Origin of the sequence: Actinomadura chokoriensis (assembly GCF_041463665.1) — a bacterium.
Lineage (GTDB): Bacteria > Actinomycetota > Actinomycetes > Streptosporangiales > Streptosporangiaceae > Spirillospora > Spirillospora chokoriensis_A.
In genome coordinates this window covers 464,758-481,530 of record NZ_JAXCEJ010000002.1, presented here as the reverse complement: position 1 = coordinate 481,530, position 16,773 = coordinate 464,758, and the positions used below count along the sequence as shown (strand labels likewise).

At 71.1% G+C, this 16,773-nt stretch carries 16 protein-coding genes; 7 read left to right on the top strand and 9 right to left on the bottom strand.

Annotated features, from left to right (window positions below; all coding sequences use genetic code 11):
• Positions 1–36: 36 nt before the first annotated feature.
• Positions 37–1,227 carry a S8 family peptidase gene (locus tag SM418_RS05680; protein ID WP_371939518.1) on the bottom strand — a complete coding sequence of 397 codons (1,191 nt, stop codon included), beginning with the start codon at positions 1,225–1,227 and terminating at the stop codon, positions 37–39.
• A gap of 331 nt (positions 1,228–1,558) precedes the next feature.
• Between SM418_RS05680 and SM418_RS05675 the strand changes: the two genes are divergently transcribed.
• On the top strand, positions 1,559–2,053 hold the full coding sequence (locus SM418_RS05675) for a DUF3145 domain-containing protein (RefSeq protein WP_371939517.1): 495 nt from the start codon (positions 1,559–1,561) through the stop codon (positions 2,051–2,053).
• A 200-nt stretch (positions 2,054–2,253) separates the two neighbouring features.
• Here the strand turns inward: SM418_RS05675 and SM418_RS05670 are convergent, their stop codons facing one another.
• The 7 genes from SM418_RS05670 to SM418_RS05640 form a co-directional block, all read right to left on the bottom strand.
• A complete protein-coding gene (locus tag SM418_RS05670; protein WP_371939515.1) occupies positions 2,254–3,561 on the bottom strand; it encodes a beta-ketoacyl-[acyl-carrier-protein] synthase family protein in 1,308 nt (435 codons plus the stop codon).
• Positions 3,562–3,644: 83 nt separating this feature from the next.
• On the bottom strand, positions 3,645–3,908 hold the full coding sequence (locus SM418_RS05665) for an acyl carrier protein (RefSeq protein ID WP_371939514.1): 264 nt from the start codon (positions 3,906–3,908) through the stop codon (positions 3,645–3,647).
• Between the two features lie 56 nt (positions 3,909–3,964).
• Positions 3,965–4,933, bottom strand: coding sequence for a beta-ketoacyl-ACP synthase III (locus SM418_RS05660; RefSeq protein WP_371939512.1), 969 nt, complete (start codon positions 4,931–4,933; stop codon positions 3,965–3,967).
• Positions 4,930–5,844: an ACP S-malonyltransferase gene (locus tag SM418_RS05655; protein ID WP_371939511.1), complete on the bottom strand. Its 915-nt coding sequence runs from the start codon at positions 5,842–5,844 to the stop codon at positions 4,930–4,932. The genes SM418_RS05660 and SM418_RS05655 overlap by 4 nt, the downstream gene beginning before the upstream one ends.
• A 169-nt stretch (positions 5,845–6,013) precedes the next feature.
• The gene (locus tag SM418_RS05650; RefSeq protein WP_371939510.1) at positions 6,014–7,189 is read right to left on the bottom strand and encodes a PucR family transcriptional regulator; all 1,176 of its coding nucleotides are present in this window, start codon (positions 7,187–7,189) and stop codon (positions 6,014–6,016) included.
• A gap of 56 nt (positions 7,190–7,245) precedes the next feature.
• Positions 7,246–8,289, bottom strand: coding sequence for an alpha/beta hydrolase (locus tag SM418_RS05645; protein WP_371939509.1), 1,044 nt, complete (start codon positions 8,287–8,289; stop codon positions 7,246–7,248).
• 193 nt (positions 8,290–8,482) lie between these two features.
• Positions 8,483–9,133: a response regulator gene (locus tag SM418_RS05640; RefSeq protein WP_371939508.1), complete on the bottom strand. Its 651-nt coding sequence runs from the start codon at positions 9,131–9,133 to the stop codon at positions 8,483–8,485.
• Positions 9,134–9,217: 84 nt separating this feature from the next.
• Between SM418_RS05640 and SM418_RS05635 the strand changes: the two genes are divergently transcribed.
• Positions 9,218–10,246 carry a PHP domain-containing protein gene (locus SM418_RS05635; RefSeq protein WP_371939507.1) on the top strand — a complete coding sequence of 343 codons (1,029 nt, stop codon included), beginning with the start codon at positions 9,218–9,220 and terminating at the stop codon, positions 10,244–10,246.
• Positions 10,247–10,318: 72 nt separating this feature from the next.
• On the opposite strand, the gene SM418_RS05630 is transcribed toward SM418_RS05635, so the two are convergent.
• A complete protein-coding gene (locus tag SM418_RS05630) occupies positions 10,319–11,635 on the bottom strand; it encodes an alpha/beta hydrolase family protein (RefSeq protein WP_371939506.1) in 1,317 nt (438 codons plus the stop codon).
• Between the two features lie 271 nt (positions 11,636–11,906).
• Between SM418_RS05630 and SM418_RS05625 the strand changes: the two genes are divergently transcribed.
• From SM418_RS05625 to SM418_RS05605, 5 genes are all read left to right on the top strand, one after another.
• A complete protein-coding gene (locus tag SM418_RS05625; RefSeq protein WP_371939505.1) occupies positions 11,907–12,680 on the top strand; it encodes an ABC transporter ATP-binding protein in 774 nt (257 codons plus the stop codon).
• Positions 12,667–13,359: an ABC transporter ATP-binding protein gene (locus SM418_RS05620; RefSeq protein ID WP_371939504.1), complete on the top strand. Its 693-nt coding sequence runs from the start codon at positions 12,667–12,669 to the stop codon at positions 13,357–13,359. Before SM418_RS05625 ends, SM418_RS05620 begins: the two co-directional genes overlap by 14 nt.
• Before the next feature lie 10 nt (positions 13,360–13,369).
• Complete coding sequence (locus SM418_RS05615) at positions 13,370–14,608, top strand: ABC transporter substrate-binding protein (RefSeq protein WP_371939503.1); 1,239 nt, start codon at positions 13,370–13,372, stop codon at positions 14,606–14,608.
• A gap of 12 nt (positions 14,609–14,620) precedes the next feature.
• On the top strand, positions 14,621–15,481 hold the full coding sequence (locus SM418_RS05610) for a branched-chain amino acid ABC transporter permease (protein WP_371939502.1): 861 nt from the start codon (positions 14,621–14,623) through the stop codon (positions 15,479–15,481).
• Between the two features lie 111 nt (positions 15,482–15,592).
• Positions 15,593–16,579, top strand: a complete 987-nt coding sequence (locus SM418_RS05605; protein WP_371939500.1) for a branched-chain amino acid ABC transporter permease — start codon at positions 15,593–15,595, stop codon at positions 16,577–16,579.
• The last annotated feature ends 194 nt before the right edge of the window (positions 16,580–16,773 follow it).

Genomic DNA, 16,773 nt, shown 5'->3' with positions numbered 1-16,773 from the left:
AAGTCTCCTCCCGAGGCCCCCCGCTGCTTGCTGACCCTATGCCATCGAGCGCTGACAGTCAGTGCCTTTTCGGGAGTCGACGACCACGCCCAGATCCGCGAGCGCCGGATGCGACCCCGGATCGAGGACGCGGTCCGCCGCCGTGACCGCGTCCACACCGTCCGCCGCCGCGCGGCCCGCGATCCGGCCCGCGACGACCGGCGCCGCGAACGACGTCCCGCTCCACGTCGCATAGCCCTGGAACAGGTCGGGATCGATGCCCTGCACGGGCCCCCGCTTCCCGTCGAACGACACGAACGTGCTGGCCACGTCGACTCCCTGCGCGCACGCGTCCACCCACCAGCCATGGTTGGAGAACCAGGCCCGGTCGTCGCCGTCCAGCGCCCCGACGGCGACGACCGGCTTCATCGCCGCGGGCCAGAAGGGACGATCGGTCGCCGCGTTCCCCGCGCACGCCACCACGACCGTCGCGCGGCCGAGTGCGGCGACCGCCTGCGCGAGCACCGGCGACGGGCGGTCGTCGTAGGTGTGGCAGCCGAGGGAGATGTTGACGACATCGGCGCGGCCCCACGCCGCGAGCCAGCGCAGCGCCCGGATCACGTCCAGTTCGTCGCCGACGCCGTCTCCGCCGATGACCCGGCGGGCCCGCAGCCTCGCCGCCGGCGCCTGCGCCAGCACGACGCCGCCGATGAACGTGCCGTGCCCGGCCTGCGCGTCCAGCGCGAAGTCGAGGTCGGCGTCCAGGACCTCGGCGACCTCGTCGCGCTGCTCGCGATACCAGTCGGCCTCGGCGTACCACGGGTGCGGCGACAGACCCGTGTCGAGGATCGCGACCGTCACGTCCCGGCGCGGCGGGACGGCCTGGGCGGGCGCGGGCAGGGGCGCGGCCGGACGGGGCAGGTCGGCGGGCCCGCTCCACCACATCGGCTGGCCGAGGACGAGGTGGTTCGGCGCCACGCTCAACCGCCCGCCCTTCGTGAGGAGTGCGGAGAGCTCGCACACGTCCACCTTCGCGGGGGCGCGCAGCCGCAGCCGCGTGACGCCGTGCTCGTCCTGCCGCGAGTCGTGCCAGCGGCGGACGAGGTCCTCGGCCGCGCCGGCGTCCTGACCGGCGACCAGGATCTCGTCCCGGCGGACCAGTGCCGGGCGCCCGGGCAGCGCCTCCACCACCCGCGCGTCGGGATGGCGCGCGAGCACCCGCTCCAGCCGCGCCTGCTGATCGAACATCGGTCCTCGCTCTCGCCCGCCACCCGGCCCCGCCCATGGTGCCGGATGCGGCGACGTTCGGTCACCGGCAATGGACGGAAAGTCGCCGCCGGCGCGGCCGGCCGAGGCGGTGGCGCCTTGCGGTCTTTCGCCGCGGACCGGCCGGCGAGGCCCTACTCTTGTCGCGCGAGCCCGGAGAACGGCGTGCATCGCACGGTCAAGCGTTCGACAAACAACCGTCTCCCGGTGGTGCGAGACGGGCCGATGATGCACAATGAGGGACGCGGACGCCGACTTGGGACGTACGAGGCCGTAGGGGAAGACGAGCCTCGGTACAGATCCAGGAGGTCCGGTGACCGCACGTGGCGTTTTTTACGTCCACTCAGCGCCGCCTGCGCTGAGCCCGCATATCGAGTGGGCCGCCGCAGGTGTTCTCGGCGTGCCCGTTTCCCTTGAGTGGGCTGATCAGGCGGCCGCACCTGGAACGCTGCGCGCAGAGCTCCATTGGGAGGGCAGGCCGGGCACCGCCGCGGGCATCACCTCCGCGCTGCGCAATTGGAAGCTCGTGCGGTTCGAGGCCACCGAGGACCCGACGCCGGGCACCGACGGTCTCCGGTTCAGCTTCACCCCGTCCCTCGGGGTGTTCTCCGGCGTCATCGGGGCCAACGGTGACATCCTCGTCCCCGAGGACCGGCTCCGCTCCGTCATGGCCAACGCCGCCGTCGGCAAGACCACGCTGGAGCACGAGCTCGACCGCCTCCTCGGCACCCCGTGGGACAACGAGCTGGAGCCCTTCCGCAGGGCCGGCGACGGCGCCCCCGTCCGCTGGCTGCACGCCGCCGTCTGAGGCCCGCCCGCCGGCCTCGGCGGCCCGGGAGCGTGCCCGCCCCGCGACGAGCGCGCCCCGCGACGGACGGGTCCGGTCCCGCCGACGGGCCGGGACTTCTCCGAGGACGCATGACGCAAGAGAACGGCCCGGCGAGTTCAGGCTCGCCGGGCCGTTCCTTCGTTCGCGGGTCGGACGTGCGCGGGTCGGATGTGCGCGGGTCAGAGAGCGCGCTGGAAGGCGACCGAGACGTTGTGGCCGCCGAAGCCGAACGAGTTGTTCAGCGCCGCGGCCGGGCCGTCGGAGATCTTGCGGGGCTCGTCCCGCACGATGTCCAGGTCGGCCTCCTCGTCGAGGTCCTCCAGGTTGGCGACGAAGGGGATGAGGCCCTCCTTCAGCGCGAGGATCGTGAACACCGATTCCAGTGCGCCGGCGCCGCCGAGCAGGTGCCCGGTCATCGACTTGGTGGCGGTGACGGCCACTTGCCGGGCGGCCTCCTCGCCGAGCCCCGCCTTGATGGACGCGAGTTCCGCCACGTCGCCGGCCGGCGTGGAGGTGGCGTGCGCGTTGATGTGCACGATGTCGGCGGGCTCCAGCCCGGCGTCCTTGAGGGCGCGCTGCATCGCCTTGGCCTGCCCGGCGCCGCTCGGGTCGGGCAGGACGATGTCGTAGGCGTCGCCGGAGTAGCCGCAGCCGGCCGCGATGCCGTGGACCCGCGCGCCGCGGGCGCGGGCGTGCTCCTCCGACTCGAGGATCAGCACCGCGGAGCCTTCGCCGAGCACGAAACCGTCGCGGTTCTTGTCGTAGGGCCTGGACGCGCGCTCCGGCGCGTCGTTGCGGGTCGACATCGCCCGCATGGCGCCGAACGAGGCCATCTGCAGCGGGTGGATGCACGACTCGGTGCCGCCGCAGATCACCACGTCGGCGCGGCCCGCGCGGATCATGTCGATGGCGTAGCCGACGGCCTCGCCGCTGGACGCGCAGGCGCTGACCAGGGCGTGCGAGCCGGCCATCGCGCCGAACTCGATGCCGACGTGCCCGGACGCGCCGTTCGGCATCAGCATCGGGACGGTGAACGGCGAGACCCGGGACCAGCCCTTCTCGCGGAACACATCGTAGCTGTTGAGGGCGGTGTGCAGGCCGCCGATGCCGCTGGAGAACACCACGCCGAGGCGCTCACCGTCCACGGTGAAGCCGCCGTCCACGCCGGCCTTCTCCATGCCCTTCTGCGGCTTGCCGCCGGCGGGCGGTGCGAACCCCGCGTCGGCCCACGCCTCCCGCGCGGAGATCAGCGCGATGGCCTGGTTGCGGTCGAGGCGGCGCAGCGACTGCTTCGGCAGGATCTCGGACGGGTCGACCTTCAGTGTCGCGGCGAACCGGACCGGCAGGTCCTCGACGCCCTCCCAGTCCAGTGTGCGGACCCCGGACTCTCCGGCGAGCAGGGCGGACCAGGTCGACGGCAGGTCTCCGCCGAGAGGAGTCGTTGCACCGAGACCGGTCACCACGACTCTGGTCTGGCTCTTGCTCATACTGGGTGCTCCTTGCGGACTGTGGGGGGAGAAGGGCGGGCGCGCCGCCTCCGGCCGGGGCGACGGCGCGCCTTCCCGCGGATCTAGCTCTTGGCCGAGGTCTGCAGGTTCTGGACGAAGTTGATGACGTCCTTCACCGTCTTCAGGTTGCGCAGCTCGTCGTCGGGGATCTCGACGCCGAACTGGTCCTGCGCGGCCACCGCGATCTCCACCATCGACAGCGAGTCGATGTCGAGGTCGTCGATGAAGTTCTTCTCGGGGGTGACCTCGGACTTGTCGATGCCGACGATGTCATCGATGATCTCGGCGAGGCCGTCCAGGATCTGCTCTTCGGTCGCGACTGCCATGGTTCTGCGTTCTCCTTCGGTGGGTTGGTCCAGGCCCTGCGGGCAGGCGTGACGGCCTACGGGATCTGGATGACTTGGGCAGCGTAGGACAGTCCGGCACCGAACCCGACCAGCAGGGCCGGGGCGCCGGACGGCACATCGCCGCGTTCGATCATGCGGGACAGGGCCAGCGGGATGGACGCGCCGGACGTGTTGCCGGACTGGACGATGTCGTCGGCCACGACGGCGTTGGTGGCCTTCACCTTGCGGGCGATGGCCTCGATGATGCGCAGGTTGGCCTGGTGCGGGACGACGGCGGCGAGGTCCTCCGGCTTGATCCCGGCGCGCTCGCACGCCTCCACCGCGATGGGCGCGATGGCGGTGGTGGCCCAGCGGAACACCGCCTGCCCCTCCTGCCGGATGAAGGAGTGCCGGTCATCGATGATGATCTTGTCGTACTTGTCGCCGGCGCTGCCCCACACGACCGGGCCGATGCCGGGGGAGTCGCTGCCGGTGACGACCGCGGCCCCCGCGCCGTCCGCGAAGATGATGCAGGTGGAGCGATCGGTCCAGTCGATCCACTGGGACATCTTCTCCGAGCCGATGACCAGCACGTTGCGGGCGCTGCCGGCCCGGACCGCGGCGCTGGCGGTGGCGAGCGCGTAGCAGAAGCCGGCGCAGGCGGCGTTGATGTCGAACGCGCCCGGCGCGTCGATGCCGAGGCGGTGCGCGACGAGCGCGGCGTGGCTCGGCATCGGCGACTCCGCCGAGCAGGTGGCGAGGATCACGAGGTCGATGTCGGACGGGTCGAGGCCGCTGCCCGCGAGCGCCTTGCCGCCCGCGTGCACGCCCAGCTCGACGATGCCCTCGTCCTCGCCGGCGATGCGCCGCTCGGCGATGCCGACGCGGCTGCGGATCCACTCGTCGCTGGTGTCGACGGTCTCGGCGAGCTCGTCGTTGGTGACGATGCGGGCCGGCCGGTAGTCGCCGAACGCCAGGATGCGGGCGCCGGCGGTCGCCTCGGGGATCTTCAGTGCGGCGGTCATGAGGCGTCCCCCTCGATCAGTGCGCGAGCCTTGTCCAGGTCGGCGGGGGTCTTGAGGGCGACGAGCTCGATGCCCTTCAGCTCGCGGCGGGCGAGGCCGGTGAGCGTCCCGGCGGGCGGCAGCTCGATGATCCCGGTGACGCCGAGGTCGCGCATCGCGGCCATGCACGAGTCCCAGCGGACGGGCGCGCTGACCTGGTCGACGAGCCGGGCCACGAAGTCGCGCCCGCCGGTGACGACGGCGCCGTCGCGGTTCTGCAGCAGCTTCGTGCGCGGGTCGGCGACGGGTGCGCCGGACGCGAGCCGGCGGAGCGTGTCGACGGCGGGCGCCATGTGCTCGGTGTGGAAGGCGCCCGCGACCGACAGCGAGCGCAGCCGCGCCTTCGCGGGCGGATCGTCGGAGAACTCGGCGAGTTGCCGTGTCGTCCCGGCGGCGACGACCTGGCCCGCGCCGTTGACGTTCGCGGGGGTGAGCCCGTGCTTGTCGATGGCGGCGAGCACCTCGTCGGGGTCGCCGCCGAGGACGGCGGTCATCCCGGTCTCGGTGACGCGGGCCGCCTCGGCCATCGCCCGGCCCCGCTCCCGGACGAGCACCAGCGCGGCCTCCGGGGACAGCACCCCGGCGATAGCGGCGGCGGCCAGCTCACCGACGCTGTGCCCGGCGACCGCGCCGGGCAGGTCGCCGTCGTAGAGGACCTCGTACGCGGCGAGCGCGGCGGCGACCAGCAGCGGCTGCGCCACTGCGGTGTCGCGGATCTCCTCGGCGTCCGCCTCCGTCCCGTACCTGACCAGGTCGAGCCCGGTGACGGCCGACCACCAGGCAAGGCGGTCGGCGACTCCGGGTATCTCAAGCCATGGCTGCAGGAAGCCGGGGGTCTGGGCGCCCTGGCCGGGCGATGCGAGGAGTATCACAGCGTCCAGCCTGCCGTTGATGTTCGCAGGACTCGATACCGATCAGCACGAAGTTTGCCCGGACCCCTTTGTACGACCCCTACAACCCCAGTCACGGAATCCTGGAACACCTGGCCACCGGAACACCGCGCAGGCCCTGCGTTGTGGAAGGGGTTCCAGGGGCCCCGGGCTATACGGCCCGGATGTCGAAGCGGCCCAGGACCAGGGCTATGCGCAGGGTGAAGGCGTTGCGGCCGTCGGTGGGCGCCAGGCCGGTCAGTTCCGTGACGCGGCGGAGGCGGTACCGGACGGTGTTGGGGTGGACGAACAGCAGCCGTGCCGTGGCCTCCAGCGACGAGCCCTGTTCCAGGTAGGTGGTGAGGGTGTCGAGAAGGGGCGCGCCCGCGGCGAGCATCGGGTTGTAGACGCTTTCCACCAGGTAGCGGCGCGCGTCGCGGTCGCCGTCCAGGGCGCGTTCGGGCAGCAGCTCGGTGGCCTGGACGGGACGGGGCGCGTCGGGCCATCCGGCGGCGGCGCGCAGGCCGGCCACGGCGGCCTGCGCCGAGTGGGTCGACTCGTAGAGGTCGGCGACCTGCGGGCCGACGACGACGGGCCCGGGGCCGCACTTGGCGGCGATGGGACGGGCCGCCTCGAGGGGGTCGGTCTCGCCGCCCACGATGACGATGACGCGCCGCCCCTGGACACCGGCGAGCACGTCGGCGCGCGCGCGGCGCGCGGCCAGCTGCATCTGGTCGATGGTGACCTCGGGCTCCTCGTCCTCTGGGGTGAACCCGGCGATGACGGTGACGGGCTTGGACGTCCAGCCGAGAGCGGCGGCCCAGGAGTGCATGCCGTCGTCGACCTCGCCGCGGAGGACGGCGTTGACGACGAGTGCCTCCAGCCGCGCGTCCCACGCGGCGCGCGTCTCGGCGGCGCGCGCGTAGACCTGGGCCGCGCCGAACGCCACGTCACGCGTGTAGCGGAGGATGGCCTCGCGGAGCTGGGCCTCGCCGCCGGGCGTGGCCAGCTCGTCCAGCCGGGTCTCCACCACCTCGATGATGACGCGGATCATGTCGATGGTGTGGTGCAGCTTGATGGAGCGCAGCAGCTCGCGGGGCGCGGTGCCGAACACCTCGCCGGCGATGGCCGGGCGTGTCTTCTCGTTGTTCTTGAACCACTCGACGAACGCGGCGATGCCCGCCTGTGCGACCAGGCCGATCCAGGAGCGCTGGTCGGCCGGCATGCGCCGGAACCAGGGGAGCTGCTCCTCCATGCTGGTCAGGGCCGCGGTGCCGAACGTCCCCATCGCCTTCTCCAGGCGCTGGGTGGTCTGGTCGCGGATTTCGGCCTCGCTCGCGGTGTCCACCACCCAAGGGTGCCACTCCACCGGCAGTGAGCTGTCACCGAGTGACCAAAAGAGGGTCAGCTTGGAGTGACCTCGGACGTGCGCCCGAGCGCGATGTCGGTGATGTTGCGCAGTGACGGCGAGTTAGGGGCGAGGTAGTCGCTGTGCCCGCCGGACCCGGCGTCGAAGACCCGCGCGCCGAATTCGGGGGAGACAGGGTCGGGGCCTAGCCCGAGCCCGAAGATGCGCACGTGGGGGACGTCTTCCATCCAGTCGGTCTCGCCTCGTCCCGCCCAGATGCGGGCCGTGCCGCTCAGCTTGGAGGCCGACCACGCCGTCGTGCCGGGACTGCCGTAGAGGGCGATGTCGGTGACCTGGCGCCAGGCCGCGCTGTTGGGCGCGTCCAATGCGGCACGTCCGCACACCACCGAGCCGTAGCTGTGGCACAGCAGACCTACACCTGCGCCGGGGTTGACCCGATGCAGTTCCTTCATGAAGTGACGCAGCTTCCCAGCGCCTTCGGAGGCTCTGCCATCGGTGAGGACTTCGCTGCTGAACGTCTTGGGCGCCGCGTATCCGAGCCAGGCGACGACCGCCAGCCCAGGGCTCGGCGATATGGACCGGGCCTGCGCGTAGACGGCGCGCGCGCCGCCGCCAAGTGTCGACCACGGCTTGGCGCCCCGCTTGTCGAACGCGGACAGCGTGGTGTCGGCGCCCGGGACGAGTATCGCGACCCGCCGTGCCCGGGTGATGTCACCGATGACCTCAATCGCGCGTCCACCGCCGCGTGCGTCGAAGTAGAGGAAACGACGCGCGGGCTGGAGGAACGCACCGAGTGCCCTGCCGCGACCCACGTCGCCGACCGCCTGCGCGGTCTCCAGAGCCTTCTCGATGGCCTGGCGTTCCGCGGCGAACCGGACGTCCAGCGTCGAGGGCGCCAGCATGGGGACGCGGACGGGCGCGGCATAAGGGTCGGCGTTCCCGGTCCCGGCCGTTGCGAGCATGACCACGCCGGTGGACGCGGCGCAGGCCAGGGCCCTCCGCAGCCGCCGGGAGCGCGGCCGCCGGACGGGTGTCCTCGGCATCGTGCGGTGCGGCGGCATCGGGCGTGTTTCCACCATCCAAGAATCAGGCGGGCGTCCCTGGCAGGTTACCCAAGTGGCCGGTGTCACCGTCGTGACGCCCGATACGGTGCGCTCTGGTGTCGGCGGCATGCACTGACCAGGACGCTAGAAGTCGGACGGCGTGTCGCGGATCAACCCGCGGTGCGGTCTCGCAGCGGGCGACCCGGGTATGACGGGTCACCCTCCGGTATCAGTCGCCGGGACGGACCAGGCCTACCTCGAAGGCGTGGACGATCGCCTGCGGACGGTCCCGGAGCCCCAGCTTCATCAGGATCCGCCCGAAATGCGTCTTGACGGTCTGCTCGGCGACCACGAGCCTCCCGGCGATCTCCCCGTTGGACAGCCCGCGCGCCACCAGGGCCAGGACCTCCGTCTCCCGCTCGGTCAGTTCGTCCAGCCGCTTGCGGGACGGAGCGCGCGGCCCGCCGAGCCGGGAGAACTCAGCGATGAGCCGGCGCGTGACTGAGGGCGACAGGAGCGCGTCGCCCGCCGCCACGACCCGCATCGCGTCGGCCAGCTCAGTCGCGGACGCGTCCTTCAGCAGGAACCCGCTGGCCCCCGCCCGCAGTGCCGCGTACACGTAGTCGTCCAGGTCGAACGTGGTCAGCATGAGGACCTTCGGCGCCTCCTCGCCCGCGTCGGCGAGGAGCCGCCGGGTCGCCTCCAGGCCGTCCATCACGGGCATGCGGACGTCCATCAGCACCACGTCGGGCCGCAGCTCGGCGACCCGGCGCACGCCGTCCTCGCCGTTGACGTCCTCGCCGACGACCTCGATGTCCGGCTGGGCGTTCAGCAGCACGTCGCGCAGGACGTTCCGCGGCGATAGATCCTCCCCGGCCATGAGCACCAGGCTAGAGAAGCCCGGTCTTACGCGGATGACACCGTGGTGGGACGCACGGGGACATACCTGGGTACGGTGCGAGGCGTGGAGCCCGTCGAAGCCCTGCGCCGGATCGCGTTCCTGCTGGAGCGCGCCCACGAGCCGACCTACCGCGTCCGGGCGTTCCGCACGGCCGCGGAACTCGCCGAGCGGACGTCCCCGGACGAGCTGGCGGACCGCGCCCGGGACGGCACGCTGACCGCCCTCCCCGGCATCGGCAAGGTCACCGCGCTGGTGATCGAGGAGGCGCTGCGCGGCGAGACCCCCGTCTACCTGCGCCGCCTGGAGGCGACCGAGGGCGAGCCGCTGGACGAGTCCACGGCCGCGCTGCGCTCCGCGCTCAAGGGCGACCTGCACACCCACAGCGACTGGTCGGACGGCGGCTCGCCGATCCTGGAGATGGCCGAGACCGCCCGCGGCCTCGGTCACGAGTACCTCGCCCTCACCGACCATTCGCCCCGCCTCAAGGTGGCGAACGGCCTGTCCGCCGACCGCCTCCGCCGCCAGCTCGACGTCGTGGAAGCGCTGAACGAGGACCTCGCGCCGTTCCGCATCCTCACCGGCATCGAGGTCGACATCCTGGAGGACGGCACCCTCGACCAGGACTCCGACCTGCTCGAACGGCTGGACGTCGTCGTCGCCAGCGTCCACTCCAAGCTCCGCATGGACCGCGTCGAGATGACGCGGCGCATGGTCGCGGCGATCGCGAACCCGCGCGTCAACGTCCTCGGCCACTGCACGGGACGGATCGTGAAGGCCGGCGGAAAGCGCGGCGGCCTGCGCCCCGAGTCGGAGTTCGACGCCGCTCTCGTCTTCGACGCCTGCGCGGCCTACGACGTCGCCGTCGAGATCAACTCCCGTCCGGAGCGCCTGGACCCGCCCAAGCGGCTGCTGCGCCTCGCCGTCGAGGCCGGCTGCCGCTTCTCGATCGACTCCGACGCCCACGCACCGGGCCAGCTCGACTGGCAGCCCTTCGGCTGCGAGCGGGCCGCCCGGTGCGGGGTGCCCGCGTCCCGGGTCGTCAACACCCTCCCGGCCGCCGACCTGATCGCGTGGACGCGCTCGAAGCCGTGACCCGGTGGACGCGGGCGAACCCTGCAAAAGGGGCCTGCTCAGCCGTTCTGGGAGTTCAGTCGTTCACGGAGCTCAGCCGTTCAAGGAGCAGGTGTTGACGAGGTCGCCGGACGCGGGGCGGGGAAGTGTGGCGCTCTCCGGCGGGGTCGCGCCGTTTCGCGTCCAGGATTCGAGGGCGGTGAACGCCGTGCGCATGCAGGGGAGCAGTGGGCGCAGGCGGTCCGGGTAGGTGTCGTGGAGGCCGTCGACGTGGTTGGCGGCCTCCAGGCGGTAATAGCGGTGGGGGGCCTTTCCCCGCGCGCGGACGAGTTTCGCGTAGACGTCGGAGTCCGTGCCGATCGGCAGCAGCGAGTCATAGGTCCCGTGAAGGGTGATCAGGGGTTTGCGGATTCGTCCGGTGAGGGAGACGCGAGCCACAGCGTCGTGCACTTCCTTCGGGCGGGCGGCGTAGTTGTAGTCGGCCTCTTCACCCGTGTAGGCGGGGTCGAATTCCGCACGGTAGATGCGCTGGGTGAGCCCCCAGTAGACCTGGTCGTGGAACGGCCAGAGGAATTCCGAGCCGGGCGCCAAGCCGGCCTTCAGCAGCGAGTCGCGGGCGGACGGGTCGCCGGTGGCCGCGTAGGACGGGTAGGCGCGAAGGACGGTCGGCAGGTATGTGAGCAGGTTGGGGCCGTCGGCGCGCCATAGCGTGCCTTCCGCGTCGATCCCGCCGTCGTACAGCTCCGGGCGGTTCTCCAGCTGCCAGCGGACGAGGTAGCCGCCGTTGGAGATTCCGGCCGCGTAGGTGCGGCGCGGGGAGTGCCCGTAGCGTTTCGCGACGACCTTCTTAGCGGCGCGGGTGAGCTGGGTCACGCGGTCGTTCCATTCGGCGACGGCGTCGCCGGGGCGCGAGCCGTCCTTGTAGAACTCCACTCCGCTGTTGCCCTTGTCGGTCGCGGCGTAGGCGTAGCCCTTCCCGAGCGCCCAGTCGGAGATCGTGAAGTCGTTGGCGTACTGGCGCCGGTTTCCGGGGGAGCCGGCGACGACGAGGCCGCCGTTCCAGCGCTCGGGGAGGCGAATGACGAATTGCGCGTCGTGGTTCCAGCCGTTGTTGGTGTTGAACGTCGAGGTGTCCGGGAAATAGCCGTCGAGCTGGATCCCGGGGACGCCGGTCGGGTTGCGCGTCCCGGCGGCGTGCAGGCCCGCCCAGTCGGCGGGGACGGTGTGCCCCGAGCCGGTGGTTCCGGCGGTGGTGAGGTCGTCCAGGCAGGCGGCCGCCTGCTTCTGCGCTCCCGGGACGGTCAGCCCGGCCTCGCATGGGTTGTGCGCTTGCGCGTGCGCCGGTGCGGCCAGGGCGGCGGCGGCGACGCCGGCGGCGCCGGCGGTCAGGACGGTGCGGACGAGCGGCATTTTCCGGGCTCCTCGGAAGGGGACGGCAGACGTCCGCCATGGTGAGCGTCTTGCTGTGACCACGACCACGTGGCTCGTCCACACATCGCGGACGGCCGCCATGTGCGGGCGGCCTTGACCTGCACGTGATGTGGATCACAACCGTATCGGGCGGTCCGAATGTGGGGTCGGCTCACATGGTCCGGCCCGCGGGCGCGACCTAGCGTTCCCGGTCACGGCGGCCCGGTGTGCTCCGGGTCACCGCCGACGAGTGCGAGTGTGAGGAGGGCGCATGGGCGATCCCGTCCGGCGGGCCCCGGTTCTGGAGGCTCGGGGCCTGGTCAGGGAGTTCCGCGGCTTCCGGGCCGTGGACGGCGTGGACCTCGACATCGGGGAGGGTACCGTCCACGCGCTGGTGGGGCCGAACGGCGCCGGCAAGACCACGCTGTTCAACCTGCTCACCGGGTTCCTGAAGCCGACCGCCGGCAGTGTCCGGCTCGGCCGCCACGAGCTGGCCGGCGCGAGCCCGGAGCGGATCGCGCGGCTGGGGCTGGCCAGGTCGTTCCAGATCACGAGCCTGTTCGCCGAGCTGACGCCGCGCCAGCACGTGGAGCTGGCGCTGGCCGGGCGGACCGGGCTCGGCTGGCGGTTCTGGCGGTCGGACCGGGCGCTCGGACGCTACTCCGGCCGCGCCGCCGAACTCCTCGGCGAGGTCGGGCTCGGCGAGCACGCGGACATCGCGGCGGGCGCGCTGGCCTACGGCCGCAAGCGCGCCCTGGAACTGGCGCTGGCCCTCGCGCTCGACCCCAAGGTCCTGCTGCTGGACGAGCCGACCGCCGGCATGGGCGTCGAGGACGTCGGCCGGACGGTCGACCTCATCAAGAAGGTGCGCGCCGGACGAACCGTTGTGCTGGTCGAGCACAACATGAGCGTCGTCTCCAGCCTCGCCGACCGGGTCACGGTGCTCCAGCACGGCCAGGTCCTCGTCGAAGGCCCCTATGCCGAGATCCGTCACGACCCTCGCGTCGTCACCGCCTACCTCGGAGACTCCAATGCTGCGCATTGACGGGCTGTCCGCCTGGTACGGCGAGGCCCAAGCCCTCCGTGACGTGTCCCTGCACGTCGATGAGGGCGAGATCGTCACGCTCGTCGGCCGCAATGGGGCCGGCAAGACCACCCTCTTGCGCTCCCTCATGGGGCTCCATAAGGGGACGTCCGGAACGGTCCAGTTCCTGGACGAGGACATCTCCGCCTTGAGCCCGCACAAGCGCGCGCGACGCGGCCTTGGCTACGTCCCGGACGACCGCGGCATCTTCGCCACGCTCTCGGTGGAGGAGAACCTCACGCTTCCACCGGTGATGGGGCCGCAGCCGTGGTCGCTGGAGCGCGTCTACGAGACGTTCCCGCGCCTCAAAGAGCGGCGCCGGTTCCCCGGGACGAAGCTGTCGGGCGGAGAGCAGCAGATGCTCGCACTCGCCCGGGTGCTGCGGACCGGCGCCCGGCTGCTGCTGTGCGACGAGCCCACCGAGGGCCTGTCGCCCCTGATCGTCCAGCAGATCGGCGAGATCCTCCGCGAGGTCAAGGCGGCCGGGGTCACCGTCCTGCTCATCGAGCAGAACGTCCACTTCGCCGCCACCGTCGCCGACCGCCACCACCTGCTCGCCGAGGGACGGATCGTCGAGTCCATGGACAACGACGAGGTCCGCGCCCGGGAGAGCGAACTCCTCCAGTATCTCGGAATCTAGGGAGACCCCCATGAAAGTTCTCGGACGTTCGGCCGCGCTCGCGACCGCCGGAGCGCTGCTGGCCGGCTGCGCGGGCGGACCCGGCGGGGGCGGGGGCAAGATCAGCGACGACAAGATCGTCCTGGCGGTGCTGACCGACCAGTCCGGCGTCTACGCCGACCTGTCGGGCAAGAACGCCGTCGAGGCGGTGAAGATGGCCGTCGCCGACTTCAAGGCCAAGTACGGCGACAAGGCCGTCAGCAAGAACATCGAGGTGGTCTCCGCCGACCACCAGAACAAGCCTGAGGTCGCCAACACCAAGGCGCAGGAGCTCTACGACCGGCAGAAGGCCGACCTGATCGTGGACGTGCCCACCTCGTCGGCCGCGCTCGCCGTCGCCACCGTCGCCAAGAACAAGAAGAAGGTGTTCATCGACGTCGGCGGCGCCACGACCGAGCTCGAAGGCAAGCAGTGCAACAAGTACACCTTCCACTACGGCTACAACAGCTACATGCTCGCCCACGGGACGGGCACCGAGGTGACCAAGGACGGCGCCAAGAACTGGTACATCGTCTACCCGGACTACGCGTTCGGGCAGGACATGCAGAAGACGTTCACGGCGGCCGTGAAGGGCGCCGGCGGGACGGTCGTGAAGAGCGACCCGACGCCGTTCCCGAACGACAACTTCTCCACGTTCCTGCTGAAGGCGCCCGGCCTCGACCCCAAGCCGCAGGTGCTCGGCGCCATGCAGGCCGGCGGTGACCTCGTCAACCTGGTGAAGCAGTACAACGAGTACAAGCTGCGGGACAAGGGCGTCGGCCTCGCGGTGGGCCTGATGTTCCTGACCGACATCCACTCCCTCGGCCCGGACGCGCTGTCGGGGACGTACTTCACCGACTTCTGGTACTGGAACGCCAACGCGGGCAACCGCGCGTGGGCCGACAAGTTCAAGGCCAAGACGGGCGCCCGCCCGACCGCCGTCCACGCGGGCGACTACTCGGCGGCGCTCCAGTACCTGGAGGCCGTCCAGCGCGGCGGCACCGACGAGTCCGACGCCGTGGTGAAGCAGATGGAAGGCCACAAGGTCGAGGACGTGTTCACCTCCACCGGCACGATCCGCGCCGACGACCACCTGCTCGTCCACGACGCCTACATCGCGCAGGTGAAGCCCGCCGGCGAGGTCAAGGAGCCGTGGGACTACGAGAAGATCGTCAAGACGATCCCGGCGGCGGAGGCGTTCCAGCAGCCCGACCCGTCGTGCAAGCTGTGAGGCGGGCCTGACGTGCTGCAACAGGCGTTCAACGGCCTGGTGGGCGGGGCGTTCTACGCCCTGCTCGCCCTCGGCCTGGCCGTCATCTTCGGGATGCTCGGCGTGGTCAACTTCGCGCACGGCGCGTTCTACATGCTCGGCGCGTTCGGCTCCTACGTGCTGCTCGACTCGTTCGGCGTGAACTTCTGGCTGGCGCTGCCGCTCGTCCCCGTCGTGCTGGGCGGGGCGGGCGTGGCGCTGGAACGGCTGTTCATCCGCCGGCTGGCGCCCCTGGACCCGCTCTACAACTTCCTGTTCACGTTCGGGCTGGCGCTGATCCTGCAGGACCTGGTCAAACGGGAGTACGGCGTCCAGTCGCAGCCGTATCCGCGCCCGTCCGCGCTCGAAGGGTCGATCGACCTCGGCCTGTTCACCTACCCCGCCTACCAGGTGTTCGTCCTGGCGGTGTCGGTGCTGGTGTGCGGGGCGGTGTGGGTCGTGCTGACCCGGACGCGCGTCGGCATGATCGTCCGGGCGGCGACCGAGAAGCCCGAGCTGTCGCGCGCGCTCGGCATCGACGTCGGCCGCTGGGTGACCCCCGTGTTCGGGTTCGGCATCGCGCTGGCCGCGTTCGCCGGCGTGCTGGCCGCGCCGATGCGGGCGGTCAACCCGCTGATGGGCTCCGACCTGATCATCACGGTGTTCGCGGTGGTCGTGATCGGCGGCCTCGGGTCGGTGTTCGGCTCGGTCGCCGCCGGGTTCGCGGTCGGGCTCGTCTCGGCGCTCGGCAACTACTACGTCCCCTCGCTCTCGCAGACGCTGGTGTTCATCCTGATGGCCGCCGTGCTGCTGTGGCGTCCCGCCGGCCTGTTCGGACGCGAGGAGGCCCTGTGACCGAGGAGGCCCTGTGACCGAGGAAGCCCTGTGACCGAGGAAGCCCTGTGACCGAGGAGGCCCTGTGACCGAGGAGAGCGACCGAGAAGACGCCGTGACCGAGGAGACGCCGTGATCTTGTCGAAGCTGGCCGGACGGCCGTTCCTGCTGGCCGTCGGCCTGCTGGCGGCGCTCGTTCTGCCGTGGTTCATCTACCCGCCGGTCGCGCTGGACATCGTCTGCTGGGCGCTGTTCGCCGCCGCGGTCGACCTGCTGCTCGGCTTCACCGGGCTCCTGTCGTTCGGGCACGCGGCCTTCTGGGGCGGGTCGGCGTACGCCACCGGGCTGATCGCCCTGCACTCCGGGTTGCCGTTCCCTGTGGCCGTACTGGGCGGGGCCGTTTTCGCCGGCCTCCTCGCCGTTCCGATCGGATTTCTCTCGGTGCGGCTGCGCGGCATCTACTTCGCCATGGTCACCCTGGCCTTCGCCCAGATGGTCTACTTCGTCGCCAACCAGTGGAGGGACGCGACGGGTGGTGAGAACGGTCTCCAGGGCATTCCCAGGGAGTTCTTCGGGCTCGATTTGTCCGACCCGTTCTTCTTCTACTACGCGGCCCTGCCGTTCATCTTGGCCGGAATGTTCGTGGCCTGGCGCATCGTCCGTTCCCCGTTCGGACGGGTCCTGATGTCCATCCGCGACAACCCCAACAGGGCGCGGGCACTCGGCTACAGCATCGACCGCTACAAGCTGCTCGCCTTCGTCCTGTCGGCGTTCCTTTCGGGCCTGGCCGGCGGCCTGTTCACCATCGGCCATGGATTCGCGTCTCTGCAGGGCGTCTACTGGACGACGTCGGGCCAGGCCGTGATGATGGTCGTCCTCGGCGGCATCGGCACCCTGTGGGGCGGCGCCATCGGCGCCGCATTGGTCGTGGAACTGCACGACTACCTGGCCACGGCCGGGTTCGAGGAGACCGGGATCATCACCGGCGCCATCTTCATCCTGGTCGTGCTGCTGTTCCGCCGCGGCGTCTGGGGCACCGCGCGCGACCTGATCGCCGCCCGCACGTCCCGCAAGCGTCCCGAGCCGGAGCCGACCCCCACGGTGGGCGCCCCCGTCTGAAAGAGCAACTGAAAGCACGGTGTGCCGCCCCCAGCCGAGGGCGGCACACCGTGTTTGGTTAGGAGGTGTTTTCGGTTAGGCCGTGTTTTGGTTACACGGCGTTTTCAGTTGCGCGGCGTTCTCCGTTACGCAGTGCTTTCCGTTACGCAGTGCTTTTGGTTACGCAGTGCTTTTGGTTACGCAGTGTTTTTGGT

Excerpts from the sequence above, each read along its gene's own strand:
- SM418_RS05680 (WP_371939518.1), bottom strand. The coding sequence starts at position 1,227 with ATGTTCGATCAGCAGGCGCGGCTGGAGCGGGTGCTCGCGCGCCATCCC.
- SM418_RS05670 (WP_371939515.1), bottom strand. The coding sequence starts at position 3,561 with ATGAGCAAGAGCCAGACCAGAGTCGTGGTGACCGGTCTCGGTGCAACG.
- SM418_RS05665 (WP_371939514.1), bottom strand. The coding sequence starts at position 3,908 with ATGGCAGTCGCGACCGAAGAGCAGATCCTGGACGGCCTCGCCGAGATC.
- SM418_RS05660 (WP_371939512.1), bottom strand. The coding sequence starts at position 4,933 with ATGACCGCCGCACTGAAGATCCCCGAGGCGACCGCCGGCGCCCGCATC.
- SM418_RS05645 (WP_371939509.1), bottom strand. The coding sequence starts at position 8,289 with ATGGTGGAAACACGCCCGATGCCGCCGCACCGCACGATGCCGAGGACA.
- SM418_RS05640 (WP_371939508.1), bottom strand. The coding sequence starts at position 9,133 with ATGGCCGGGGAGGATCTATCGCCGCGGAACGTCCTGCGCGACGTGCTG.
- SM418_RS05630 (WP_371939506.1), bottom strand. The coding sequence starts at position 11,635 with ATGCCGCTCGTCCGCACCGTCCTGACCGCCGGCGCCGCCGGCGTCGCC.
- SM418_RS05625 (WP_371939505.1), top strand. The coding sequence starts at position 11,907 with ATGGGCGATCCCGTCCGGCGGGCCCCGGTTCTGGAGGCTCGGGGCCTG.
- SM418_RS05620 (WP_371939504.1), top strand. The coding sequence starts at position 12,667 with ATGCTGCGCATTGACGGGCTGTCCGCCTGGTACGGCGAGGCCCAAGCC.
- SM418_RS05615 (WP_371939503.1), top strand. The coding sequence starts at position 13,370 with ATGAAAGTTCTCGGACGTTCGGCCGCGCTCGCGACCGCCGGAGCGCTG.